General features: G+C 73.8%; 21 protein-coding genes, 1 tRNA gene and 1 pseudogene. 10 read left to right on the top strand and 13 right to left on the bottom strand.

Going from position 1 to position 23,620, the window contains the following annotated elements; genetic code table 11:
• The first annotated feature begins 46 nt into the window (after nt 1-46).
• The 8 genes from purS to purM all read left to right on the top strand — a co-directional run bounded on the left by purS (nt 47) and on the right by purM (nt 9,176).
• Nucleotides 47-298, top strand: a complete 252-nt coding sequence (purS, locus tag GXW83_RS32595) for a phosphoribosylformylglycinamidine synthase subunit PurS (RefSeq protein WP_182446588.1) — start codon at nt 47-49, stop codon at nt 296-298.
• A complete protein-coding gene (gene purQ / locus GXW83_RS32590) occupies nt 295-972 on the top strand; it encodes a phosphoribosylformylglycinamidine synthase subunit PurQ (protein WP_182446587.1) in 678 nt (225 codons plus the stop codon). Before purS ends, purQ begins: the two co-directional genes overlap by 4 nt.
• Entirely contained in the window at nt 972-3,227 is a 2,256-nt protein-coding gene (gene purL, locus GXW83_RS32585) for a phosphoribosylformylglycinamidine synthase subunit PurL (protein WP_182446586.1), read from the top strand. The genes purQ and purL overlap by 1 nt, the downstream gene beginning before the upstream one ends.
• A 241-nt stretch (nt 3,228-3,468) precedes the next feature.
• Nucleotides 3,469-4,389, top strand: coding sequence for a PD40 domain-containing protein (locus tag GXW83_RS32580; RefSeq protein WP_182446585.1), 921 nt, complete (start codon nt 3,469-3,471; stop codon nt 4,387-4,389).
• 153 nt (nt 4,390-4,542) lie between these two features.
• Nucleotides 4,543-5,355 (top strand): RNA polymerase sigma factor SigJ, encoded by an 813-nt coding sequence (sigJ, locus tag GXW83_RS32575; RefSeq protein WP_370466906.1) that lies wholly within the window; start codon nt 4,543-4,545, stop codon nt 5,353-5,355.
• A 77-nt stretch (nt 5,356-5,432) separates the two neighbouring features.
• On the top strand, nt 5,433-6,359 hold the full coding sequence (locus GXW83_RS32570) for a sterol carrier family protein (RefSeq protein ID WP_182446583.1): 927 nt from the start codon (nt 5,433-5,435) through the stop codon (nt 6,357-6,359).
• 100 nt (nt 6,360-6,459) lie between these two features.
• Nucleotides 6,460-8,043, top strand: coding sequence for an amidophosphoribosyltransferase (gene purF, locus GXW83_RS32565; protein WP_182446582.1), 1,584 nt, complete (start codon nt 6,460-6,462; stop codon nt 8,041-8,043).
• A gap of 44 nt (nt 8,044-8,087) precedes the next feature.
• Nucleotides 8,088-9,176 carry a phosphoribosylformylglycinamidine cyclo-ligase gene (gene purM / locus GXW83_RS32560; protein WP_182446581.1) on the top strand — a complete coding sequence of 363 codons (1,089 nt, stop codon included), beginning with the start codon at nt 8,088-8,090 and terminating at the stop codon, nt 9,174-9,176.
• Nucleotides 9,177-9,347: 171 nt separating this feature from the next.
• Here purM and GXW83_RS32555 read toward each other — a convergent pair whose 3' ends face one another.
• Nucleotides 9,348-9,602: a DUF3073 domain-containing protein gene (locus GXW83_RS32555; protein ID WP_182446580.1), complete on the bottom strand. Its 255-nt coding sequence runs from the start codon at nt 9,600-9,602 to the stop codon at nt 9,348-9,350.
• Between the two features lie 377 nt (nt 9,603-9,979).
• Nucleotides 9,980-11,113 (bottom strand): Glu/Leu/Phe/Val dehydrogenase dimerization domain-containing protein, encoded by a 1,134-nt coding sequence (locus tag GXW83_RS32550; RefSeq protein ID WP_304940994.1) that lies wholly within the window; start codon nt 11,111-11,113, stop codon nt 9,980-9,982.
• A 238-nt stretch (nt 11,114-11,351) separates the two neighbouring features.
• Between GXW83_RS32550 and GXW83_RS32545 the strand changes: the two genes are divergently transcribed.
• Together GXW83_RS32545 and bldC are read left to right on the top strand one after the other, a co-directional pair.
• Nucleotides 11,352-12,287 carry a hypothetical protein gene (locus GXW83_RS32545; protein WP_182446578.1) on the top strand — a complete coding sequence of 312 codons (936 nt, stop codon included), beginning with the start codon at nt 11,352-11,354 and terminating at the stop codon, nt 12,285-12,287.
• Between the two features lie 597 nt (nt 12,288-12,884).
• Nucleotides 12,885-13,091, top strand: coding sequence for a developmental transcriptional regulator BldC (bldC, locus tag GXW83_RS32540; protein WP_034089242.1), 207 nt, complete (start codon nt 12,885-12,887; stop codon nt 13,089-13,091).
• Between the two features lie 359 nt (nt 13,092-13,450).
• Here bldC and GXW83_RS32535 read toward each other — a convergent pair.
• The 11 genes and pseudogenes from GXW83_RS32535 to GXW83_RS32490 form a co-directional block, all read right to left on the bottom strand.
• Nucleotides 13,451-13,524: transfer RNA gene (locus GXW83_RS32535), tRNA-Asp, on the bottom strand.
• Nucleotides 13,525-13,645: 121 nt separating this feature from the next.
• The gene (locus GXW83_RS32530) at nt 13,646-14,380 is read right to left on the bottom strand and encodes a VIT family protein (protein WP_370466905.1); all 735 of its coding nucleotides are present in this window, start codon (nt 14,378-14,380) and stop codon (nt 13,646-13,648) included.
• Between the two features lie 138 nt (nt 14,381-14,518).
• A complete protein-coding gene (gene crcB, locus GXW83_RS32525; protein ID WP_182446577.1) occupies nt 14,519-14,881 on the bottom strand; it encodes a fluoride efflux transporter CrcB in 363 nt (120 codons plus the stop codon).
• On the bottom strand, nt 14,881-15,594 hold the full coding sequence (locus GXW83_RS32520) for a CrcB family protein (RefSeq protein WP_225447375.1): 714 nt from the start codon (nt 15,592-15,594) through the stop codon (nt 14,881-14,883). The genes crcB and GXW83_RS32520 overlap by 1 nt, the downstream gene beginning before the upstream one ends.
• Nucleotides 15,595-15,869: 275 nt before the next feature.
• Nucleotides 15,870-16,733 carry a TetR/AcrR family transcriptional regulator gene (locus GXW83_RS32515; protein ID WP_182446576.1) on the bottom strand — a complete coding sequence of 288 codons (864 nt, stop codon included), beginning with the start codon at nt 16,731-16,733 and terminating at the stop codon, nt 15,870-15,872.
• Between the two features lie 96 nt (nt 16,734-16,829).
• Nucleotides 16,830-17,183: a 2Fe-2S iron-sulfur cluster-binding protein gene (locus GXW83_RS35500; RefSeq protein ID WP_370466904.1), complete on the bottom strand. Its 354-nt coding sequence runs from the start codon at nt 17,181-17,183 to the stop codon at nt 16,830-16,832.
• Between the two features lie 627 nt (nt 17,184-17,810).
• Nucleotides 17,811-18,677: pseudogene (locus tag GXW83_RS34670) on the bottom strand (metal-dependent hydrolase); the annotation flags it as partial.
• 19 nt (nt 18,678-18,696) lie between these two features.
• Nucleotides 18,697-20,505 (bottom strand): SDR family oxidoreductase, encoded by a 1,809-nt coding sequence (locus GXW83_RS32505; RefSeq protein WP_182446574.1) that lies wholly within the window; start codon nt 20,503-20,505, stop codon nt 18,697-18,699.
• Nucleotides 20,502-21,443 (bottom strand): M24 family metallopeptidase, encoded by a 942-nt coding sequence (locus GXW83_RS32500; protein WP_182446573.1) that lies wholly within the window; start codon nt 21,441-21,443, stop codon nt 20,502-20,504. Before GXW83_RS32500 ends, GXW83_RS32505 begins: the two co-directional genes overlap by 4 nt.
• 439 nt (nt 21,444-21,882) lie before the next feature.
• Nucleotides 21,883-22,422, bottom strand: coding sequence for a hypothetical protein (locus tag GXW83_RS32495; RefSeq protein ID WP_182446572.1), 540 nt, complete (start codon nt 22,420-22,422; stop codon nt 21,883-21,885).
• Nucleotides 22,423-22,535: 113 nt separating this feature from the next.
• Nucleotides 22,536-23,615: a YeiH family protein gene (locus GXW83_RS32490; protein ID WP_182447704.1), complete on the bottom strand. Its 1,080-nt coding sequence runs from the start codon at nt 23,613-23,615 to the stop codon at nt 22,536-22,538.
• Between the last annotated feature and the right edge of the window lie 5 nt (nt 23,616-23,620).

Genomic DNA, 23,620 nt, shown 5'->3' with positions numbered 1-23,620 from the left:
CGGTACGCTGGAGTTCCCCCCGCACCAGACACCACCGGGAGTACCCGTGGCACGCGTCGTTGTCGACGTCATGCTCAAGCCGGAGATCCTCGACCCCCAGGGACAGGCGGTGCAGCGCGCGCTGCCGCGCCTGGGCTTCGCCGGGATCGCCGACGTCCGCCAGGGCAAGCGCTTCGAACTGGAACTGGAGGGGCCGGTCGACGAGGCCGCCCTCGCCCGTATCCGTCAGGCCGCCGAGACCTTCCTCGCCAACACCGTCATCGAGGACTTCACCGTGAGGGTGGAGGAGCAGCAGTGACAGCCCGCATTGGCGTCGTCACCTTCCCCGGCTCGCTGGACGACCGCGACGCGCAGCGCGCGGTGCGGCTGGCCGGCGGCGAGCCGGTCGCGCTGTGGCACCGCGACAAGGACCTGCACCAGGTCGACGCGGTGGTGCTGCCGGGCGGCTTCTCGTACGGCGACTACCTGCGCTGCGGCGCCATCTCCCGGTTCTCCCCGGTGATGGGGACGATCATCGAGCAGGCCGCCGTCGGCCTGCCGGTGCTCGGCATCTGCAACGGCTTCCAGGTGCTGTGCGAGTCGCACCTGCTGCCGGGCGCGCTGACCCGCAACGACAGCCTGCACTTCGTCTGCCGCGACCAGCGGCTGCGGATCGAGAACACCGCCACCGCCTGGACCGGCGCCTACGTGCCCAACGCGGAGATCACCGTCCCGCTGAAGAACGGCGAGGGCCGCTTCGTCGCCGACGAGCGCACCCTGGACGCGCTGGAGGCGGAGGGCCGGGTGGTCGCCCGCTACCTGGACGTCAACCCCAACGGCTCGTACCGGGACATCGCCGGCATCAGCAACGCGGCGGGCAACGTCGTCGGCCTCATGCCGCACCCCGAGCACGCGGTGGAGCCGCTGACCGGCCCCGGCACCGAGGGCCTCGGTTTCTTCGCCTCGATCCTGAAGCAGCTGGTGAACGCCTGATGAGCCTCGACACCGTCAAGCACGCGACCGGTACCCCGGACGCCGAGCAGCCCTGGGCCGAACTGGGGCTCAAGCCGGACGAGTACGCGCGGATCCGGGAGATCCTGGGCCGCCGTCCGACCGGCGCCGAGCTGGCCATGTACTCGGTCATGTGGTCGGAGCACTGCTCCTACAAGTCCAGCAAGGTCCACCTGAAGCAGTTCGGCGAGAAGGCCCCGGCCAACGACGCCATGCTGGTCGGCATCGGCGAGAACGCCGGCGTGGTGGACGTGGGCCAGGGCTACGCGGTCACCTTCAAGATCGAGTCGCACAACCACCCGTCCTACATCGAGCCCTACCAGGGCGCGGCCACCGGCATCGGCGGCATCGTCCGCGACATCCTGGCCATGGGCGCCCGCCCGGTCGCGGTGATGGACCCGCTGCGCTTCGGCGCGCCGGACCACCCGGACACCCGGCGGGTGCTGCCCGGGATCGTCGCCGGCATCGGCGGCTACGGCAACTGCCTGGGCCTGCCCAACATCGGCGGCGAGGTCGTGTTCGACCCCTGCTACCAGGGCAACCCGCTGGTCAACGCGCTGTGCGTGGGCGTGATGAAGCACGAGGACATCCACCTGGCGCAGGCCTCAGGGGCCGGCAACAAGGTCATCCTGTACGGGGCGCGGACCGGCGGCGACGGCATCGGCGGCGTCTCCGTGCTGGCCTCGGAGACCTTCGACGCGACCGGCCCGGCCAAGCGCCCGGCGGTGCAGGTCGGCGACCCGTTCCAGGAGAAGCTGCTCATCGAGTGCACCCTGGAGGTCTTCCGGGAGAAGCTGGTCCTGGGCATCCAGGACCTCGGCGGGGCCGGCCTGTCCTGCGCCACCAGCGAGCTGGCCTCGGCCGGCTCCGGCGGCATGCGGGTCGAGCTGGACACCGTGCCGCTGCGCGACGCCACGCTCTCGCCGGAGGAGATCCTCATGAGCGAGTCGCAGGAGCGCATGTGCGCCATCGTCGAGCCCGGCAAGGTCGAGCGCTTCCTGGAGATCTGCGAGAAGTGGGACGTGATCGCCACCGTCATCGGTGAGGTCACCGAGGGCGAGCGGCTGGAGATCTTCTGGCACGGCGAGCAGATCGTGGACGTCCCGCCGCGCAGCGTCGCCCACGACGGGCCCACCTACCAGCGGCCCTTCGCCCGGCCGTCCTGGCAGGACGCCCTGCAGGCCGACGCGCCCACCGCCGAGCGGCTGAAGCGCCCGCAGAGCGGCGAGGAGCTGCGCGCCGCCGCGCTGCAGCTGGTCGGCTCGCCGAACCAGGCCGACAAGTCCTGGATCACCAGCCAGTACGACCGCTACGTCCTCGGCAACACCGTGCTGTCGGTGCCGGAGGACTCCGGCATGGTCCGCATCGACGAGACCACCAACCTAGGCGTGGCCATCGCCACCGACGGCAACGGCCGCTACGCCAAGCTCGACCCCTACACCGGGGCGCAGCTGGCCCTGGCCGAGGCGTACCGCAACGTCGCCGCGACCGGCGCCAAGCCGCTGGCGGTCTCCGACTGCCTGAACTTCGGCTCGCCCGAGGACCCGGACGTGATGTGGCAGTTCGCCGAGGCCACCCGCGGCCTGGCCGACGCCTGCCAGGCCCTGGGCACCCCGGTGACCGGCGGCAACGTCTCGCTGTACAACCAGACCGGCGAGACCGCCATCCACCCGACGCCGGTGGTGGCCGTCCTCGGCGTCATCGACGACGTCAACCGGCGCACCCCGATCGGCTTCGCCGAGGAGGGCCAGCTGGTCTACCTGCTCGGCGACACCGCCGACGAGCTGGGCGGCTCGGCCTGGTCCCAGGTCGCGCACGACCACCTGGGCGGGCTGCCGCCCCGGCTGGACCTGGAGCGGGAGCAGTTGCTGGCCGAGGTGCTGATCGCGGGCTCCCGCGACGGCATGGTCGACGCGGCGCACGACCTCTCCGACGGCGGCCTGGTGCAGGCCCTGGCGGAGAGCTGCCTGCGCGGCGGGCAGGGCGTGCGGCTGGTCGTCCCGGACGGCCTGGACCCGTTCGTCTTCCTGTTCAGCGAGTCGGCCGGGCGGGCGGTGGTGTCCGTGCCGCGCAGCGAGGAGCTGCGGTTCACCGAGATGTGCGGGGTGCGCGGGCTCCCGGCCACCCGGATCGGCGTGGTGGACGGCGACAGCATCGACCTCCAGGGGCAGTTCACCCTGCCGCTGGCGGAGCTGCGGGCCGCCCACACCGGCGTCATCGAGGCCCTGCTCGGCTGACGATCCGTCAACTGGCATGCGCCGCTGCCCCCGTGACCACGGTCGCGGGGGCAGTGGCATGTCCGGGCGGAGGCGGCGGCTGTTGCGCCGCTGTGACAGGAGGCCGACAGTTCCACGATCTTCGGCTGACAGGCTTCTCTCATCGCACCGAGCAGCAACGATCGAACGGGTGGGCACCACCCGACCGTGGCGGCGCGGCTCAGCGACCGGCACAGCCATCCACTCACCCCAAGGACACGCCATGTCTGCCCGCCTCCGCCGCACCGCCGCCGCCGTCGTCCTCACCGCAGCCGTCACCGCGCTGCTGCCCACCGTCGCCGACGCCGCCACCGCCCACGCCCCCGCCGCCGTCAACGGCACCAAGGGCAACGGCCTGACCATCAGCGACGGCACCAGGTACGTCGTCATGAACGGCACCCGGGTCGACTTCGGCGTGACCGTCCGCGACCTGGCCTGGAACCCCAGCGGCAGCAAGGCCGCGTTCATCGACGGCAGCGGCAACCTGGACGTCGCCAACGCCAACGGCACCGGCCGGGTCACCGTCGCCAAGAACCCCGGCCGGCAGACCTGGTCCCACCCGACCTGGCAGGTCGCCGCCGCCTCCGACGGCGTCCCGGCCAAGGACAACCTGATCTTCGCCGCCGAGAAGAGCGGTACCACCCGGCTGGAGACCGTGGTCGCCACCGCCCACGACGCCACCCCGGCGCTGCTGCCGCTGGAGCACTACTTCGGCGAGGGCGAGACCAGCCTGCCGCAGACCGGCAACACCTGGCCGAACGCCGCCGGGGGCTACGGCAGCGCCGTCTACGAGAACACCCGCACCGGCGACGTCTACATCCGCGACGACTACCTGCGGCAGCAGGGCGGCGTGCTGGTCAAGGGCTCCGAGCCGGCGCTCTCGCCCGACGGCGACGAGGTCGTCTTCGTCCGCTCGGTCGCCGGACACGACCACATCTTCGAGGAGACCTTCGGCCAGACCAAGGCCACCGTCCGGGACCTCACCCCGCACGGCACCAGCTACTACACCGAGCCCACCTGGTCGCCGAACGGCAGCACCATCGCCTTCCGCACCCCCGACGGCATCGACACCCTGGTCGTGAGCGGCTCGCACAACCCGGTCCAGGTCTCCACCTACACCGGCCTGGCCGCCTACCGCGGCTGACCCCGCACCGCCCCGACCGTGCCCGCCGGGCCCGGACCGCACTCGGTCCGGGCCCGGCGGCGCGGGTGCGGTACCTTCGCGGGCGTGACCGACGACGCCGCCCTCACCCTGTTCCAGGAGCACCGGCGGGTGCTGTTCGGCATCGCCTACCGGATGCTGGGCAGCGCCACCGACGCCGAGGACATCCTGCAGGACGCCTGGCTCAGCTGGAGCCGGGTGGACACCGCCGCCGTCGCCCAGCCCCGGGCCTACCTGGCCAGGACCGTCACCAACCTCTCGCTCAACCGGCTCGGCTCGGCCGCCGCCCAGCGCGAGGCGTACGTCGGGCCGTGGCTGCCCGAGCCGCTGGTGACCGCCCCCGACGCCGGCGAGGGGGTGGAGCAGGCCGAGCAGGTCTCGCTGGCGGTGCTGGTGGTGCTGGAGTCGCTCTCGCCGCTGGAGCGCGCCGTCTTCGTGCTCAAGGAGGTCTTCGGCTTCGCGTACGCCGAGATCGCCGGGATGCTGGAGCGCACCGAGGCGTCGGTGCGGCAGGTCGGCCACCGCGCCCGCTCGGCGGTGCAGGCCCGCAAGCCGCGCTACCAGGCCCCGGCCGAGGTGCGCCGCCGGGTCACCGACGAGTTCCTGGCGGCCTGTGTGGGCGGCGACCTGAACCGGATGATGGCGCTGCTCGCGCCCGACGTCACGCTGTGGAGCGACGGCGGCGGCAAGATCCGCGCCGCGCTGCGCCCGATCGTCGGCGCCGACAAGGTGGCCCGCTGGATCTTCGGCATCCTGGTCAACCGCCCGCTGCCGGACATGTCGGTGCAGCTGGTGGACGTCAACGGCGCGCCCGGGGTGCTGGTGCTCTCCGGCGCGGTACCGGACAGCGTCCTGTGCGCGGAGGTGGACGAGCGCGGCATCACCGGCATCCGGGTGATCCGCAACCCGGACAAGCTGCGCCACGTCACCCCGCCCGCACCGGCCTGACCTCTATGGCCGCGCGCGGGCGCGGGCGCGGGGGAGCGGCCTGGCGGCGTGGGCCGGTCCGCCCCTAGGCTCGCCGCATGCCGTCTGCCGCCCGCCGCGTGCGCGTCCGCACCTACGACCCCGCCCGGACCCGCGACGCCCTGCGCGGGCAGGCCCAGGCGCTGGTGGACGCCGTCCACGGGCTGTGCGAGCGCGCCGACGCCGAACAGCTGCTGGCCGCGCCCACCCGGCTGGACGGATGGCGGGTACGGGAGCTGGTCGCCCACCTGGGCAGCGCCTTCGACGCGCTCACCGACCGGCTGGGCCTCCCGGCCGCCGACGGCCCGCCGCTGTCGCCCACCGACTGGGTGACGGCCACCCGCACCGCCGCCCCGGCCGTCGCCGACCGCGCCCGGCAGCGCACCGGCGCCGACGCCGGGCAGCCCGACGCCGGGCACGACACCGGCGCCGACGCCGGGCAGCCGTTCGGCGGGGCGCCCGCCGAGGTGGCCGCCGCGCTGGAGGCCGCCGTCCGGCGGGCGCTGCGGCTGCTGGACGGGGACCACCCGGCCGAGCTGCGGCTGCCCACCCGCTACGGGACGATGCTGCTCGGCGACTTCCTGGTCACCCGGCTGGTGGAGGCCGTCGTCCACGCCGACGACCTGGCCGACGCCCTGGCCCGCGCCGATCCGGCCGGTTTCGGCCCGGCCGACGGCTTCCGGCACGACCGGCAGGCGCTGGCCAGCGTGGTCCGGCTGCTGGCCGACACGTTGGCGGTGCAGGCCCCCGGCGGCGCCGTGGAGCTGCGGATCCCGCCGTTCGCGGTGGTCCAGTGCGTCCAAGGCCCGCGGCACACCCGGGGCACCCCGCCCAACGTGGTGGAGACCACGCCGCTGGCCTGGATCCGGCTCGCGTCCGGCCGCACCAGCTGGGCCCGGGCCACTGGCGCCGACGGCGACGTGGCGCAACTCACGGCCAGTGGCGAGCGCAGCGACCTCTCCTCGCTACTGCCCGTGATGGGCTGAGTCCGCAGGGCACGGATCTACGCGTGTCCACAACCCGGGCCGTGACCTGCGGTTGTCCCCCGTTCGGCTGCTACCGCCGGACTGCCCTAGACTCGGTAGCGTGCCACGCGGTGACGGACGACTCAGCCATGACCTCCTTCCCGGCGAGAAGGGCCCCCAGGACGCCTGCGGTGTCTTCGGTGTCTGGGCCCCCGGTGAAGAGGTCGCCAAACTCACCTATTTCGGGCTGTACGCCCTGCAGCACCGCGGACAGGAGTCCGCGGGCATCGCAGTGAGTAACGGCTCGCAGATCCTCGTCTACAAGGACATGGGCCTGGTCTCGCAGGTCTTCGACGAGACTTCCCTGGGCGCGCTCGTCGGCCATATCGCCGTCGGGCACGCCCGCTACTCCACCACCGGCTCCTCGGTGTGGGAGAACGCCCAGCCGACCTTCCGGGCGACCGCCCACGGTTCGCTGGCGCTCGGCCACAACGGCAACCTGGTGAACACTGCCGAGCTGGCGCAGATGGTCGCCGACCTGCCCGGCGAGCAGCACATCTCGCGCTCCGGCCGGTCGGCCGTCACCAATGACACCGACCTGGTCACCGCGCTGCTGGCGGGCTCCCCGGAGCTGACCATAGAGGAGACCGCGCAGCAGGTCCTGCCCAAGGTCAAGGGCGCCTTCTCGCTGGTCTTCATGGACGAGCAGACCCTCTACGCCGCCCGCGACCCGCAGGGCATCCGCCCGCTGGTGCTGGGTCGGCTGGAGCGCGGCTGGGTCATCGCCTCGGAGACCGCCGCGCTGGACATCGTCGGCGCCTCCTTCATCCGCGAGGTCGAGCCCGGCGAGCTGATCGCCGTGGACGAGAACGGCCTGCGCACCTCCCGCTTCGCCGAGGCCAAGCCCAAGGGCTGCGTCTTCGAGTACGTCTACCTGGCCCGCCCGGACACCACCATCGCCGGGCGCAACGTGCACCTCTCGCGTGTCGAGATGGGCCGCCGGCTGGCCAAGGAGGCCCCGGCCGAGGCCGACCTGGTGATAGCGACTCCCGAGTCGGGCACCCCGGCCGCCATCGGCTACGCCGAGGCCAGCGGCATCCCCTACGGCTCCGGGCTGGTCAAGAACGCCTACGTGGGCCGGACCTTCATCCAGCCCAACCAGACCATCCGACAGCTGGGCATCCGGCTCAAGCTGAACCCGCTGAAGGACGTCATCCGCGGCAAGCGGCTGGTGGTCGTGGACGACTCCATCGTCCGCGGCAACACCCAGCGCGCCCTGGTCCGGATGCTGCGCGAGGCCGGTGCGGCCGAGGTCCACATCCGGATCTCCTCGCCGCCGATCAAGTGGCCCTGCTTCTTCGGCATCGACTTCGCCACCCGGGCCGAGCTGATCGCCAACGGGCTGTCGGTCGAGGAGATCGGCGCCTCCCTGGGCGCGGACTCGCTCGCCTTCATCTCCACCGAGGGCATGGTCGAGGCCACCGACCAGCCCCGCGAGCGGCTCTGCACGGCCTGCTTCACCGGTGAGTACCCGATGGAGCTGCCCGATCCGGAGCTGCTCGGCAAGCACCTGCTGGAGGCCGAGATCGCCTCCGCCGGGCAGCCCCCGGCGGTGCGCGGCGCGGGCAAGCACCGCACGGACGCCGACGGCGTGCAGTCCATGCTCGGCGGCATAGGGGCCGCCGACGCCCTGCGCCGACCGTAACGCCCTCACCCTCTCCACCCTCCCGACCCGAAAGGGCCGTTCCTGTGAGCGACCAGACCAGCAGCGCGAACGGCGGGGCGACCTACGCCGCCGCCGGCGTCTCCATCGAGGCGGGCGACCTCGCCGTCCAGCTGATGAAGCAGTGGGTCGGCAAGGCCACCCGGCCCGAGGTGGTCGGCGGCATCGGCGGCTTCGCCGGGCTGTTCGACGCCAGCGCCCTCAAGCGCTACGAGCGGCCGCTGCTGGCCTCGGCCACCGACGGCGTCGGCACCAAGGTGGCCCTGGCCGCCGCCCTGGACAAGCACGACACCATCGGCCACGACCTGGTCGGCATGGTCGTGGACGACCTGGTGGTCTGCGGCGCCGAGCCGCTGTTCATGACCGACTACATCTGCGTCGGCAAGGTCCACCCGGAGCGGGTCGCGCAGATCGTCAAGGGCATCGCCGAGGGCTGCGTCCTGGCCGGCTGCGCCTTGGTCGGCGGCGAGACCGCCGAGCACCCCGGGCTGCTCGGCCCGGACGAGTACGACGTCGCGGGCGCAGGCACCGGCGTGGTCGAGGCGGACGCCCTGCTCGGCGCGCACCGGGTGCGGGCCGGGGACGTGGTGATCGCCATGGCCGCCTCCGGGCTGCACTCCAACGGCTACTCGCTGGTCCGGCACGTGCTGCTGAACCAGGCCGGCTGGAAGCTGGACCGCCAGGTCGAGGAGTTCGGCCGGACCCTGGGCGAGGAGCTGCTCGAGCCCACCCGGATCTACTCCCTGGACTGCCTGGCGCTGGCCCGCTCCACCGAGATCCACGCCTTCTCCCACGTCACCGGCGGCGGCCTGGCGGCCAACCTGGCCCGGGTGATCCCGGACGGGCTGCACGCCCGGCTGGACCGCGGCACCTGGAACCCGTTGCCGGTCTTCCGCACCGTCGCCGAGGTCGGCCGGATGGAGACGCTGGAGATCGAGAAGACCCTCAACATGGGCGTCGGCATGGTCGCCGTGGTCCCGCCGGAGTCGGTGGACGCCGTGCTGGCGGTCCTGGCCGACCGGGACGTCGAGGCCTGGCTGCTCGGCGACATCGTCGAGCGCGGCGGCGAGTGGGACAACGGCGGAGCCGCCCTCTACGGGGCGTACGGGGCCTGACCGGCGCCGGGCGCGGCGGCCGGACCGTCGCCGCGCCCGCGCGGAACACCGCAGGACACCGCCGCCCGGCTGCGGCCGGTCGGCAGGCCGCGGCCCGTCGGTCGGCGCCGCTCAACGCCGAACAGCCGACCCGGCTGCCACCGGATCGGCTCCTCGACTGTATGGACGAATTCAGGCGTGTTTGCGGTACGGGACCTCAGTCTCGTCCTCATCATCCTCATCGTCGTCATCGCCGTTGTACAGCTTCGCGTACGACGCGTAGGGATCATCGTCCTCGTCGTCATCGAATCGCCGCGGATTGACCGACTCGTTCGAAGACGACACGCCCAGCTCGTTGGCCAGACGGGTTGGATCGAAACCCACGTCGCCGTACTTCAGCTGGCGGGCGACCTTTGCCTGCTTGGCCTTGGCCCGGCCGCGCCCCATGGCTCGACCCCCTCAACGACGGGGCTCATGGCCCCGAGTCTTGACACGCGTTCATGATTGAGAAACGACCCCTCACAAGTGAGAGGGCCGGTCCTTTGAGCAATAACGGTACCTGCTTACAGCGCCCTACGGTACGCCGCCCGTGCGACGTTGCGCACGCTGCTCCCACTCACGACCGTGTTGCTGCAGGTCACAAGGGTAGCGGGCGGGTTCCGCCGGTCACTTCCCGGGGCGGTCACGGGGATCGCCCCAGGAAGATTATCCCCCGTACGGGCAGCGGCTATCCACCGTTCGGGCCAGCAGGTGAGAACGCCGTTCCTGTCGCCCGCGGAGGCGCCGCCGGGGGCAGCGCCCCCGGTGCCGCCGCGCCCGGCCGGTCAGCTGTGGCGGCCGTTCGGGCGCCCGCCGGGGACCAGGATCGACCGCAGCCGGCCGACGTCGGCCATCCGCCGCTCGGCCAGCCGGTCGGCGGCCACCGCCGGGGGGACGCCGTCGGCCTGGGCCCGGGCGAAGATCTCCAGCGTGGTGTCGAAGATCTTCGCGGCCTTGGCCTGGGCGCGCTCGAAGACGAAGCCTTCTATCTCGTCCGCGACCTGGATCACCCCGCCCGCGTTCACCAGGTAGTCCGGCGCGTACAGGATGCCCCGGTCGGCGAGGTCCTTCTCGACCCCGGCGTGGGCGAGCTGGTTGTTGGCCGCGCCGCAGACCACCGAGGCGGTCAGGGCGGCGACGGTGGCGTCGTCCAGCGCGCCGCCGAGCGCGCAGGGGGCGTAGACGTCCAGGCGGGCCCGGATCAGGGCCTCGGCGTCGGCGGCCACCTCCACCCCGGGGTGCGCCGCCCGGACCCGCTCCACGGCGTCCGCCCGGACGTCGGTGAGCACCACCTGCGCGCCGTCCTCCACCAGGTGCTGCACCAGGTAGTGGCCGACCTTGCCGACCCCGGCCACGCCGACCCGGCGGCCGGCCAGGGTGGGCGCGCCCCAGCGGTGCTGGGCGCAGGCGCGCATGGCCTGGAACACGCCGAAGGCGGTCAGCACCGAGGAGTCCCCGGCGCCGCCGTACTGCGGCGAGCGGCCGGTCACGTAGTCGCACTCGCGGGCCACCACGTCCATGTCGGCGACGTAGGTGCCGACGTCGCAGGCGGTGATGTAGCGGCCGCCCAGGGACTGCACGAAGCGGCCGTAGGCCCGCAGCAGCGCCTCGGTCTTGATGCCGCCCTCGGCGGCCGTGGCCGGGTCGCCGATGATCACCGCCTTACCGCCGCCGAGGTCCAGGCCGGCCAGGGCGTTCTTGTAGGACATGCCCCGCGCCAGGTTCAGCGCGTCCTGCACGGCCTCCTCCTCGGAGGCGTACGGGTGGAAGCGGGTGCCGCCCAGGGCGGGGCCCAGGGCGGTGGAGTGGAGGGCGATGACGGCCTTCAGGCCGCTGTCGCGGTCGTGGCACAGGACGACCTGCTCATGGCCGTCCCCGGGGGCCGAGGCGGAATCGGACGCGAAGATCCGGTGCAGCACACCGGAGCGCTCCTGGACGTTGGTCACGGTGGTGACTCCATGTCGTTGTTCGGACGGCGTCCGCGGGTGTGGTGCGGACGCCCTCCCCGTGGGCGCCTGTGGCGGCGGCCCGAACGGGATGGCAGCAGCGTAGATCCCCCGGGCCCGGATGCGGGCGGTGTAGCCGAACTCCCACCCGCTCGGAACGTACCCGTCACTTCCGGGCCACAGCGGGCGGTCTCCGTGCGACGATGCGGGCGTGCCTACATTGCGGACCTCGGTGCGGCCCCCCTACGCCGCCTACTTGCGCGTGTACGAGCCGCTGACGGCCTTTCCGGAGCCGGAGCGCTCGTACTGGCAGGGCTACGCCGAGGACCGCCGCGACCCGGCCGGCGAGCAGCGGACGGCGCTGGAGGAGGGCCGCCGCCGGCTCGCCGACCTGATCGCGGTGCCGCCGATGGCGGTGCCCGAGCGGGAGAGCGGCGACGCCTTCGTGCACGAGCTGGACGGCGTCACCTACCTCTGCCCGTGGCGGACCCGGCTGCGCAGCTGGATCGCCCTGGAGGAGCTCCAGGCGGCCCTTCCCGCGCCGCTGCTGGACGCCGTGGTGCCTCCGGTGGTGCGGGCCCAGGCCGAGGCCGACTGGGACCGCTGGCGGGCCCGCCACCCGGACGGCCGCCCGTGGATCCTCACCAGCACCTGGAACGTCCCGGTCTCCTGGTTCCTGCTGTTCGACGACGGCGAGCGGGAGTTCGTCCCGGCGCTGCCGCAGGAGGCCCAGCAGGCGCAGCAGCCGCCGGAGGGGGCCGAGCCGCAGGGGCAGGGCGCGGGCGGCGTGAAGCGGCTCTCCGCGCCGGTGCTGCGCTACCGGACGCCGATGGCCCAGGCCCGGCGGCGGTTCGCCCGCGGCTTCCGGGTGCTGCGGGAGAACCTGGACGACGGGCCGCTGGTGGAGGCGGTCGAGGAGGTCGGCCGCTGGCTGGAGGAGTTCCACCCGCGCTCCCTGGTGGAGCTGGACTACGGCGGGCTGGTGCACGCGGTGGCCGAGGCGTCGCTGGCGGAGGACCACACGGCCCGGCAGGTCGCCGCCGGGGTGGCCGCGCTGCGCGAGGGGGACGCCCTGCTGGCGGCCCGCTCGTACCGGGCCATCACCGAGCGCTGGCGGCGCATCCAGGAACTGCAGTACGCGAACTGACAGCCTCTGACCAGGGGCCATCGTCCACGGAGCAGCCCGGGCCGGGGGTGGCGGGGTTCCGCCACGACGGATCACGCCATGGCCGAAGACGGGAGCTGTCGGACACGCGTGGCATCCTTCCCTCATGTGCCACAGGGTCACTTATCCCCCACCCACATAGGACCAACGTCGCGGATCGGGTCAATACCCCATCAACGTGACGTGACTCACCGTTGACGCGAAGTACTCTGAGCGTGCCAAAATAGGACAACCAGCCTCACTGTGGATCGATCCGGCTTGTTCGGGACGATTTGCGGGGGATTGAACAGTCTTCGCGGGGGAGCGGGGGGTCTGGTGCATGCCATGACCGATCGTCACGCTTGCGTGACTGTCCGTTATGACATGGTCCATCGCCATCCGCCGAGCTTGGACCCGCAGGGGTCAATTCCGATGGTTTGGCCGATGGGGCTGGACGGATGGTGTAGTTGTAGTGCCGAGGACATGCCGTTCGTCCTATTACCGACTTGGTCGGGGTGTGCCATTTCGGGCATCACGGTCCAAGGTGCAGAATTTGAAGGAAAGAACCGCGTTGGTTCGGTTCTCCCGAGGAGGCCGCTCATGACCGCTCGCACCCCTGATGCCGAACCGCTGCTTACGCCGGCTGAGGTTGCCACCATGTTCCGCGTTGACCCGAAGACGGTCACTCGCTGGGCCAAGGCCGGCAAGCTCACGTCGATCCGTACGCTCGGTGGGCATCGTCGTTACCGCGAGGCCGAGGTTCGCGCACTGCTTGCGGGTATCCCGCAGCAGCGTGGCGAAGTCTGAGGCCGAGCAGATCTGAGTCACCCCCTCCGGCCAATGCGTCGGCTGCCCTGTCAAGGGGCATGTCCGTTCGGCACGCAGTAATTGGAGGATCTTGAAAGACTTGAAGCCGTACCGAACTCCGCCGGGTTCGGTGCGGCTTCGGTTTTTTCTGTCCCCCGGTGCTGTCCGGGCGGGTGTTCCGCCCGGGCGCAGAGCAGTGCAATTGTATATATAAAATGGGCCGGTCCGGTGGAGCTGTCGGGGCCGGTGTGAGTGAAGACAATATAAGTGACGCCGGTCACAGTCCAGTGCTGCGGCCGGATGCGCGTCGGCGGATACGCGAAAGGCCCGAATCCGGTGGATTCGGGCCTTCCCTGCTGCGACCTCGACGGGACTTGAACCCGCGACCTCCACCTTGACAGGGTGGCGAGCTAACCAACTGCTCCACGAGGCCATACATCCCACCGGTCCGTCGTCCGGACTTCCTGTGCGACAACGGAGACTGTACTCCATGACCGGGGCCGAGGTCGAACCGTCGCCCGGCTGTCACGCGGCCACGCCGCAGGTCGGGGCGGTCACACCCCGGACGCCCCCAGCAGCGAGCCGACGGCGTAGGTCACCACCATGGCGATCACCCCGCCCGCCACATTGCGCAGCACCGCCGGACGCGCCGGCGCGCCGCCCATCCGCGCGCTCCCCCAGCCGCAGCCGGCCAGCGCCGCCAGCACCGCCGCCACCGTGATCGGCAGCCGCGCCCCGGCCGACGGCAGCACCATCGCCAGCAGCGGCAGCAGCGCGCCCGCGGTGAACGCCAGGAAGCTCGCCCAGGCCGCGTGCCAGGGATTGCTCAGCTCGTCCGGGTCGATGCCCAGCTCGGTCTCGGCATGGGCCCCCAGGGCGTCGTGCCGGGTCAGCTGGACGGCCACCTCGGCGGCCAGCTCCCGGCTCAGGCCCTTCTGCTCGTACAGCCCGGCCAGCTCCGCCAGCTCGGCCCCGGGCGTCCGGGCCAGCTCCCGGCGCTCCTGGTCGAGCGCGGCCCGCTCGGAGTCGCGCTGGGTGGAGACCGAGACGTACTCCCCGGCCGCCATCGACAGCGAGCCCGCCAGCAGCCCGGCCAGCCCGGCGGTGAGCAGCGCGTCGGCCGAGCTGGTGGCCCCGGCCACGCCGACCACCAGCCCGGCCGTGGAGACCACCCCGTCGTTGGCGCCCAGGACGGCGGCCCGCAGCCAGTTCAGCCGACCGCCGAGGCCGTCGCGGTGCGGCTCGTCATGGCCCGGCACCTCGCGGCCCGGTTCCTCGCGGCCCGGCACCTCCTGGTCCGGCACCTCGCGTGCCCCGTCGTCCGCCCCGCCCTGTGTCGCATCCTGCGCCCCACCGTTCGTCACACCGGCAGTCTGCCCCGCGCGCCGGGGATCACCGCGCCGGCGGGGCCGACCGGCGGGGCGGCCTCAGCCGAACAGGGCGAAGCCCGCGAAGGCGGCGGCCAGCCCCAGCAGCAGGCTGCCCATCACATTCAGCCCGGCCTCGGCCAGCGAGCCGTCCTCCAGCAGCCGCACGGTCTCGAAGGAGAAGGTCGAGAAGGTGGTCAGGCCGCCGCAGAAGCCGGTGCCGAGCAGCAGGTTCACATCCTGCGGCAGGTGCTGGTGCGCGGTGGCGGCCGCGATCCCGCCCAGGATGAACGCCCCGGAGACGTTGATCAGGAACGTCCCCCAGGGGAAGACGCTGTCGTGGCGGCCCTGGACGGCCCGGTCCACCAGGTAGCGGACCGGCGCGCCCAGCATGCCGCCGAGGAAGACCATGAGGAAGGGCATCAGCGGTTTCCTGCTTCCTGGGCCCGGCCCGGCGTCCGGGGCTGCTCGGCGTCGGGGACGGTGGCGGTGCGGCCGGCCTCAGCGCGGCTGCGCGGGCCGCGCCGGATCGGCTTCCCGGCCGCGACCCGGGCCAGCGCGACCCCGGTCCACACCGCCGCCAGCCCGGCCAGCAGGGTGGACAGCGCGTAGGCGTCGGCCAGCGCCAGGTGGTGGCCGGAGATCAGCCCCCGGGTCTCCGACATGTAGGTGGAGAAGGTGGTGAATCCGCCGATGAAGCCCACCCCGATGAAGGGCCGGCGGTACCGGGCGGGCGGCCACACCTCGATCACGTGGACCATCAGCAGCCCCAGCAGCAGGCTGCCGAGGATGTTGGCGGTGAACGTCGCCCAGGGGAAGCCCCCGGACGGCGTGGGCCAGGCCCGGGCGATCCCGTACCGGGCGATGCTGCCGAGGCCGCCGCCCACGCCGATCACCGCCAGCACGTCCCACTCGCGCGGCCGTCCGGCCCGCTGCGGGGGGAGGCCGGGCAGGTCCGGGTCCATCGGCAGGACCTCGGCGGGCAGCGGAGCCGGGATCGCCAGGTCCCGGCTGCGCTGCCGGTCCGAGGAGCGGTCGGCGGGGCGCTCGGGCCTGTCGCCGCCCGGGGGCGGGCCGTCCGCGGGCTCGGGGGGTCCGGCGGGCTCGGGGGGTCCGGCTGGTCCGGTGCTGGGCATCAGCGCTCCAGGGTGCGTGCGGCCGCCGCGGACGGTCGGCCGCAGGGTCGGGGAGCCCGCGCGGCGGGCCGCACAGCGGCGCCCGACACGGGTGGTGGCGGTGTCGCCTGTGCTGCTCGGGGCATGGTTCTCCTACCTGAAGTCAGGGTCGCAGAGGCGACCGCCAGGTAGGGACCGTTGGCGACCGGTGTCCGGTCGCGGTTGTCGGCGAGCCCCTCCGCCGTCCTGCCCCACAGGATAGCCAACCCGCCGCGGCGACCGCGCGCGCCTCCCGGTCAGCCCGCCGCGGGCCCGTCGGCGGTGGGGGCGCCCGGGTCGGCGGTCGGGGCGTCCGGCGCGGCGGTCGCGGCGGCGGCGTCCGGGTCGGTGTCCGGGGCGGCCAGGCGCAGCGCCTCGGCGGCCAGGCCGGGATCGGCCAGCAGCGCGCCCAGCCGCTGGACCAGCAGGCCGGTGGGACCCTGCGGCCGCTCCTGGGCGAAGAAGCCGCGGAAGGCCGGAAGCAGTTCCGGTTCGTTGGCCAGGCTCACCAGCAGCATGGCCACGAACTCCTGCACCAGCCGCAGCTGCAGCTCCTCCCGGGGCAGCCGCGCGGGCTGCGGCTGGGACTCGTCCAGATCGGCCAGCCAGGCCAGCGCGGTGGTCTCGGCGTTGGCGATCCAGGAGCGGACGGTGAGCCGCACCCGGGCGCTGGGCACGGCCAGGTCGAGGTGGGAGACCACCTGCTCCAGCGCGGCCTGCCGGACCCGGTCGATCACCGCGCCGGTGCCCGGGCTGGCGGAGGCGGAGCCGCCGCGCAGCAGCGCCGCGAAGCCCGGCCCGTGCGACTCGACGAAGCCCAGGTAACGGCCCATCACCCGGTACAGCCGCTCGGAGAGCGGGCCCTCGCGGGGCTCCTCGAACAGCCCGGCCAGCTGCTCCCCGGCACGGCGGATGGCCTCCTCGTACAGGCCCTGCTTGCCGGGGAAGTAGTGGTACACCAGGGGCCGCGAAGCCCCCGCGGCGGCGGCGATCTCGTCGATCGACACCTCCTCGGGGGCCTGCTTGGCGAAGAACTCCAGGGCGACGGCGATGAGTTGTTCGCGCCGCTGCTCGACTCCGAGCCTGCGGCGCGGGGGTCGGGAGCTGGGTGATGCGCTCATGACGAACAGACTAGGCGCTGGCGCGGCCCCGCAGCGGTCGCGCCCGCCCACAACTCCGCTCGTCACCGAACTCCGCTCGTCACCGGGTGCCGGGGCTCACAGGTCGAGCACCAGCCTGCCCTCCCGGCTGCGGGAGACGCAGATCAGCATGGAGTCGCCGCGCTCCGCCTCGGTGAGCAACTGGTCGCGGTGGTCCGAGGTGCCGGAGAGCACCCGGGTGCGGCAGGTCCCGCAGAATCCCTGCTCGCAGGAGTACGGGGTGTCCGGCAGCCGCTCGCGGACGGCGCTCAGCACGCTGCGGTCGGCGGGGACGGCCAGCGTGCCGCCGCTGCGGGCCAGTTCGACCTCGACGGTGTCGCCCGAGGCCGCGCCCCCGGCCGGGTGGAAGCGCTCCAGCTGCGCGGTGGCGCCGGGGCGCAGCTCGGCGACGGCGGCGACCAGGGCGTCCATCAGCGGTTCGGGGCCGCAGACGTGGATCTGGGCGGCCTCGGGGGCGGCGGCGACGGCGGCGGCCAGGTCGGGCAGGCCCTCGGTGTCGGTGGCCACCAGGCGTACGTGGCGCTGCTCCGGATCGAGAGCACTGATCTCGTCGAGGAACGGCATGCTCGTCTGTGAGCGCCCGATGTACAGCAGCTGCCAGTCACCGCCGCGAGCGGCGATCTCGCGGATCTTGGGCAGGATCGGCGTGATGCCGATCCCGCCCGCGACGAACAGGTGAGCACTGCTCTCGTGAGCACCGCTCTCGTTTCGGAGCAGGGGGAAGCGGTTGCGCGGGGCGTGCGCGCTGACCCGCGCGCCCTCGGTGAGCGCCGCATGCACCTCCTTGGAGCCGCCCCGGCTGTCCTCCGTCAGCCGCACCGCGATCCGGTACGCCGTCCGGTCGGCCGGATCCCCGCACAGCGAGTACTGCCGGACCAGCCCCGAGGGCAGCAGCAGGTCCACGTGCGCCCCCGGCTCCCAGCCGGGCAGCTCGCCGCCGTCCGCCGCCGCCAGCCGCAGCTCGGCCACGCCCTCGGCCGGCTCCCGCCGCCCGGCGACCACCAGCTCCAGCGTGCCCGCGGCCCGGGCCGCCGCCAGCGCCGCCGGTGAACTGGCCAGGTACGCCAGTGCCTTGGCGGTCGAGCCCTCCTGGGTGGGGTGGTAGCGGCGGCGCATGTAGCGGGGCACGGCGGAGAAGATGTCCCGGGGCGCGGGCACCAGCTCGGCCTTCGCAGCCCGCACCCAGTCCCGGATGTGCGGTTCGGCGGCCCGGCGCTCGGCCGGGCTCAGCTCGGGGTCGTTGGCGATGAAGAACTTCACGCCGCGCACCCACAGCCAGAACATGGTCGGGAACACCGTGGTCATGGTGCGCAACCGACGGCCGTAGCCGCCGTCCAGGTGCTGGAACACGTCGAAGGCCACCGAGCGGTGCTCGACCTCCTCCGCGCCGTGCCAGCGCAGCAGGTCGACCATGGTCGGGTCGGCGCCGAAGCGTTCGAAGCCGCGCGCGTCCAGCACCCACTTGCCGAGGACGGCGGTGTAGTGCTCGATCGCCGCGATGATGGCGACCCGCTCCAGCAGCCACCACTTCTTGGCCAGCGGCGGCGCGGTGTTGTCGCCGAGCAGGTGCTCGAAGAACCAGTCCATCTGCGCCGTGTAGGGGGCCGGGTCCAGCCCCTGCGCCACCAGGTGGTCCAGCACGGTGGAGTGGGCCTGGGAGTGCATGGCCTCCTGGCCGATGAAGCCGATCACGTCCTCGCGCAGCTGCGGGTCGCGGATCAGCGGCAGCACCTGCTTGTAGACGTCGACGAACCAGCGCTCACCGGCCGGCAGCAGCAGGTGCAGCACATTGATCATGTGGGTGGAGAAGGGGTCGTCCGGAACCCAGTGCAGCGGGGTCGCGCTCCAGTCGAAGGCGACCCGGCGCGGCCGCAGGGCGTTGTACTCGGTGGACACGACGGTCATGGGAATCCTCCTGCAACGGCTAGCGGGGCGTCAGGTCACGGCGGGCGATGAGCCGCAGGGCGCCGGGCGAGAGCCGGCGCAGGGCCGACCCGATCCGGGCCTCGGCGGCGACGGGGACGACGGCGCGGTTCTCCCGCACCGCGCGCAGGACGGCGTCGGCGACCCGGTCCGGGCCGACGTTGCGCAGCCGGTAGAGGCGTTCCGCGTTGCCGCGCAGCCGCTCCTGCTCCGCGCCGTCCACCCCGACGTAGCGGGTCGCCCGGGCGATCCCGGTGTTGACGAAGCCGGGGCAGACCGCGCTCACGCCCACGCCCTGGCCCGCGAGTTCGGCCCGCAGGCACTCGCTGAGCATCAGCACGGCGGCCTTGGTGGTCGCGTAGGCGGGCAGCGTGCGTGAGGGCGTGAAGGCCGCCGCGGAGGCGAGGTTGACGATGTGGCCGCCCTCGCCGCGCTCCTTCATCTGCGCGCCGAACAGCCGGCAGCCGTGCACCACGCCCATCAGGTTGACGCCGAGCACCGCCTCCCAGTCGGCGGTGGTGGTGTCCAGGAACGCGCCGCCCATGCCGATCCCGGCGTTGTTGACGACGATGTCGGGCGTGCCGTGCTCGCTCTGGACGTCCTTGGCGAAGGCCTCCATGGCGGCGCTGTCGGAGACGTCCACGGTGTACGCGTGGGCCGGTACGCCCAGCAGTGAGGCGAGTTGGGCGGTGCGCGCGCCGGAGTCCCGGTCCAGGTCGGCGGCGACGACGGTGGCGCCGCCCTCGGCGAAGGCCAGTGCGGTGGCCCGCCCGATGCCGCTGCCCGCGCCGGTCACCACCACCAGCCGCCCGGCGAACTCGGGCCTGGCGGCCTGCTGTTCGGCGGTGCGGGCCTGGGCGCGGTCCAGCGCGGGGGCGGCCGGGGCGCCGTCGATGTGCGCGGCGAACTCCTCGATCCAGCGGGCCAGCACGCCTTCGTGGGTGAGCGGAGCCCAGTGCCCGGAGCGCAGCGGGCGCCGCCACAGCCGCTCCGCCCACGGCTGCGGGGCGTCCCCGGCCAGCGCGGGGGAGACGTACAGGTCCTTCTGCGGCAGCACGACCTGTACCGGGATGCCGGTGCGGCGCTGCCGGGGCCGGGCCATCCGGGGCAGCATGTTGGCCCGGTACAGGGCCAGCCCGCGGACCGCGTCGGCGGGCAGCGTCGGCGACGCACCGCCCCGCGGCACCCCCTCGACCGCGTGCTGCAGCGCGGGCCACGCCCTGGCCAGGCCGGTCCGCCACAGCAGCGGCGGCAGCAGCGGCAGTTGGAACCAGCCGACGTACCAGGAGCGCAGGCTCTGTCCGGCCAGCTGCGCCAGCCCGCGCGGGCGCGGGCTGCGGGCCCGGGCGCGGAACCAGTGCGCGGCGTGGTCCAGGCAGGGCCCGGAGACCGAGGTGAAGGAGGCGATCCGCTCCGCCAGCGCGGTGCCGGTGACCGCCTCCCAGGACTGGATGGAGCCCCAGTCGTGCCCGACCAGGTGCACCGGCCAGTCCGGGCTGACCGCGTCCAGCACCGCGCCCAGGTCGGCCTCCAGCGCGGCCAGGGTGTACGCGCCGATCCGCCGCGGCGCGCCGGAGGCCCCGGCGCCGCGCACGTCGTACGCCACCACCCGGCGCCCGGCGGCGAGCAGTCCGGCGACCGGCCGCCACACCGCGTGCGTGTCGGGGTAGCCGTGGACCAGCACCACGGCGGGCGCGGGCGAGTCCGGATCGCCCCACTCGTACACGGCCAGCCGAACCCCGTCCGGCGCGGTGACGAAACTGCGGCGGCCGTCGTCGGCGGGGGCGGCGCCGGGGGTGCGGGTGCTCATGCGGCCTTCTCCTTCGCGTCCTTGGCTTCCTCAGCGGCTTGCGTGGCTTGCGTGGCTTGCGTGGCTTGCGAGGTTTGCGCGGCTTTCGCGTCCTCGGCGGCTTGCGTGCCGTCTGCCTGCTGCGACCAGCGGCGGACGTGCGGCAGGTCGTCGTCCAGCCAGTAGGCGTCGTCCTCGGTGACCACCAGCAGCTCCTCGAACTTGGCGCCGACGCCGCGCAGCCCGAGGTGCGGCTCGACCGCCCACAGGCCGGGCGTGGGTGCGTGGGCCGAGGCCCTGCCGTCCGCCCACAGGGGCGAGCGGTGCTGCAGCCGCTCGGCGACCAGCTCCCGCCCGAGGGTCTGCAGGCTGCGGACGCCGAACCCGGCGACGACGGTGCGCGGGCCGCGCGTCCGCAGCCGGGTGACCTGGTGGGCGAGGACCCGGCCGGGGTAGACCCGGTGCCGGTTGTCGTAGCCGTGCCGGGCCGCCAGCGCGTCCACCGCGCGGTAGATGTCGGCCAGCGGACGGCGCTCGCGCACCTGGTCGAGGATCAGCTGCCGGTACTCCCGCAGGTCGTCCATGATCTGCTGCTGGACCCGGTTGCCGCCGAGGCTGCCGGCGTAGCCGATGTCGGCGGTGTAGCCGTCGGCGACCGGCGCGCAGTCGAGGATGAACGGCATGCCCTGCTCCAGCCGCCGGTCGGTCGGAAAGAACTGCAGCGGCGTACGGAAGCGGTGGAACACCGTCCGGGCGCCGAACCAGGCGAAGGGCACGTGGAACCAGTCGTCCGCGCCGTTCGCCTCCAGCCACGCGCGCATCCTGCGGGCGGCCTGCCGCTCGGTCACCCCGGCCTCGAGCCCGCCCGCCACAGCCTCCGCGCAGCGGTACGCGAGCTGCTGGACCTCGCGGAACCTGTCCAGATCCTCCGGCGTCCAGGCCGGCTGCTTATTAGACATTGTGTCAACATAGCGCGCGGCCCCCTCCCTCACCAGGCCCCGCACACCACGAATCCGCCCCCCGGGCAGAGCCCGGCACCGAGCGTCGGGGGCGCGGCGGGAGTGCTGCCGGACGGGCGGCGGTGTACGGCCGGGGCGAAGGCAGCCCCCGCTGACCGGGAACCGAGGGCCCGGGGCGGATGTCGGCGCAGATGGGTGCCTGAGGCGGGAGGTGCCGCCCGGACGGCCGGGGCCTGCTGGCGGCTCGGCCGGGGTTTGCTCACGCTCGGCCGGGCCGCCCCGTGACGGGTACGAGGCCGCCGCCGTGACGGGAGCGGGCTGCCGCCCTGGGGCCGGTTGCTCGCCGTCTTCTCACCGCCGCGCCCGGCCGCGACGTCACCGCTCGGGCCCGACGGGGTTCGACCGCTGCGGGCTGCCGGCCGCCTGGTGGCGGCCCGGGTCAGGCGGTGGTGGGGGACGGGAGGGGGCTGCCGCAGCGGTCGCAGTAGCGGGCGGTCGGGTCCGGGGCGACCCGGTCGCAGGCGGGGCAGACGCGGGCCAGCAGGCAGGGGGCGTCGCCGCCCTCCGCCGGGGGCGCGGGCGGCGCGGCGAGCGCGGACCGGGCGGCGGCGAGGCCCTTGATGTCCAGGCCCGGACGCCGTTGGTGGGCCGTGAGGTACACCAGGCCCTCGGAGCCTGCGTGCAGCGAGCGGCGCGAGCCCCGGGGCAGCCAGGCCACCGTCCGGGCGTGCAGCTCCTCGCGCGGCTCCGCCCCCCGCCCCAGGTGGCCGCCGCCCTCGACCACGACCAGCAGCACGTCCAGCTCGCCCTCGACGTGCTCGCCGACCTCGGCGCCGGGTGCGAGCCGCACCAGGTTGGCGTCCAGCTGGCGGCCGGGCTCGGCCAGCCGCCACAGGGCCCCGCCCTGCTGCGCCGCCGCCTGCCGCAGGCGTTCGTCGAGATCGGCCAGGACGTGCGCGGTCTCGCGGGTCGGGGACATCCGGACCGCCTCCTGATCAGCTGTCGGCCATCGGCCGGTCGGGCCCTCCGCATCGTACAAGCGGGCCCCGATCCCGCTCCCGGCCCCCGTGCCCAGCCCACGGTGCTCGGCGCTCACGTGGTCAGCAGGACCCCGGCGTAGGACACGCCCGCGATCATCACCCAGGAGGCCAGGCCGAGCAGCAGCGCCCGCCCGCCGGTGCGGACCAGCCTGCGCACGTCCACCGCGCTGCCCAGCCCGAACAGCGCCGCCGCCAGCACCAGGCTGTCCAGCGACTCGACGCCGTCGACCACGCCCGCGGGAACCGTCCCGGTACTGCGGACGGCGACCATGGCCAGGAAGCCGACCACGAACAGCGGCACGATCGGCGGACGCCTGGCGCCCACCCCGGCCGCCCCGCCTGCGCCGGACCCTGCCCCCGGCCGCATCCCCGGCGCCGCGCTGCGGGCCCGGCGGCGGGCGAGGGCCGTCCCGGCGACGATCGGCGCCAGCAGCGCCACCCGCATCAGTTTGACCACCACCGCCTGCGCCAGCGCCGCCGGTCCGGCCGTCTGCGCGACCGCCACCACCTGCCCCACGTCGTGCACGCTGGCCCCGGCCCAGCGGCCGAACTGCAGATCGCTCAGGCCGAGCGGGTGGTGCAGCAGCGGCAGGACGACGATGGCCAGGCTGCCGCACAGGGTGACCAGGGCCACGGCGGTCACCACGTCGTCCTCCTCGCTGTCGGTGACGCCGTTCATCGCGGCGACCGCCGAGGCCCCGCAGATGGAGAAGCCGGTGGCGATCAGCAGCGCCTGATCGCCGGGGAGGCCCAGGCGTACGCCCAGCCAGCGGGTTCCGAAGAAGGTCGCCGCGACCACCGCCACCACCACGGCCAGCGTCTGCCAGCCCAGCGCCAGCACCTCGCCGAGCGCCAGCTTGAGGCCGAGCAGGACGACGCCGAACCGCATCAGCCGCTTGCCCGCCAGGTCCAGGCCCGGCCTGGCGGCGGTGGGCAGCAGCCGCAGGTTGCGGGCCAGCACGCCCAGGACGACGGCGGCGGTGAGCGTGGCCACGGTGGGCAGCAACCGGTCGATCTCCCAGGCCAGCGCGGTCCCGACGGCAGTGCAGGCCAGCCCGGGCCCCAGCCGCCGCACCGCCTCCGCCCCGCCCCGGCCGCGCCGGGCCGTGGGCGTCGGCCCGGGCCCGGGCATCGGCG

Source organism: Streptacidiphilus sp. PB12-B1b, from assembly GCF_014084125.1.
Classification (GTDB): Bacteria; Actinomycetota; Actinomycetes; order Streptomycetales; family Streptomycetaceae; genus Streptacidiphilus.
Note: the sequence above shows the minus strand (reverse complement) of the source record. Positions and strands in the feature narration are given on the sequence as shown.

Bases quoted from the DNA above. Each gene is read 5' to 3' on its own strand.
- purL (WP_182446586.1), top strand. From the start codon at position 972: ATGAGCCTCGACACCGTCAAGCACGCGACCGGTACCCCGGACGCCGAG.
- crcB (WP_182446577.1), bottom strand. From the start codon at position 14,881: ATGCCCTTCCTCATGGTCTTCCTCGGCGGCATGCTGGGCGCGCCGGTC.
- GXW83_RS32580 (WP_182446585.1), top strand. From the start codon at position 3,469: ATGTCTGCCCGCCTCCGCCGCACCGCCGCCGCCGTCGTCCTCACCGCA.
- GXW83_RS32515 (WP_182446576.1), bottom strand. From the start codon at position 16,733: ATGAGCGCATCACCCAGCTCCCGACCCCCGCGCCGCAGGCTCGGAGTC.
- GXW83_RS32490 (WP_182447704.1), bottom strand. From the start codon at position 23,615: ATGCCCGGGCCCGGGCCGACGCCCACGGCCCGGCGCGGCCGGGGCGGG.
- sigJ (WP_370466906.1), top strand. From the start codon at position 4,543: ATGCTGGGCAGCGCCACCGACGCCGAGGACATCCTGCAGGACGCCTGG.
- GXW83_RS35500 (WP_370466904.1), bottom strand. From the start codon at position 17,183: ATGGACGCCCTGGTCGCCGCCGTCGCCGAGCTGCGCCCCGGCGCCACC.
- GXW83_RS32520 (WP_225447375.1), bottom strand. From the start codon at position 15,594: ATGCCCAGCACCGGACCAGCCGGACCCCCCGAGCCCGCCGGACCCCCC.
- bldC (WP_034089242.1), top strand. From the start codon at position 12,885: ATGACCGCTCGCACCCCTGATGCCGAACCGCTGCTTACGCCGGCTGAG.
- GXW83_RS32495 (WP_182446572.1), bottom strand. From the start codon at position 22,422: ATGTCCCCGACCCGCGAGACCGCGCACGTCCTGGCCGATCTCGACGAA.
- GXW83_RS32500 (WP_182446573.1), bottom strand. From the start codon at position 21,443: ATGTCTAATAAGCAGCCGGCCTGGACGCCGGAGGATCTGGACAGGTTC.
- GXW83_RS32570 (WP_182446583.1), top strand. From the start codon at position 5,433: ATGCCGTCTGCCGCCCGCCGCGTGCGCGTCCGCACCTACGACCCCGCC.
- GXW83_RS32555 (WP_182446580.1), bottom strand. From the start codon at position 9,602: ATGGGGCGCGGCCGGGCCAAGGCCAAGCAGGCAAAGGTCGCCCGCCAG.
- GXW83_RS32505 (WP_182446574.1), bottom strand. From the start codon at position 20,505: ATGAGCACCCGCACCCCCGGCGCCGCCCCCGCCGACGACGGCCGCCGC.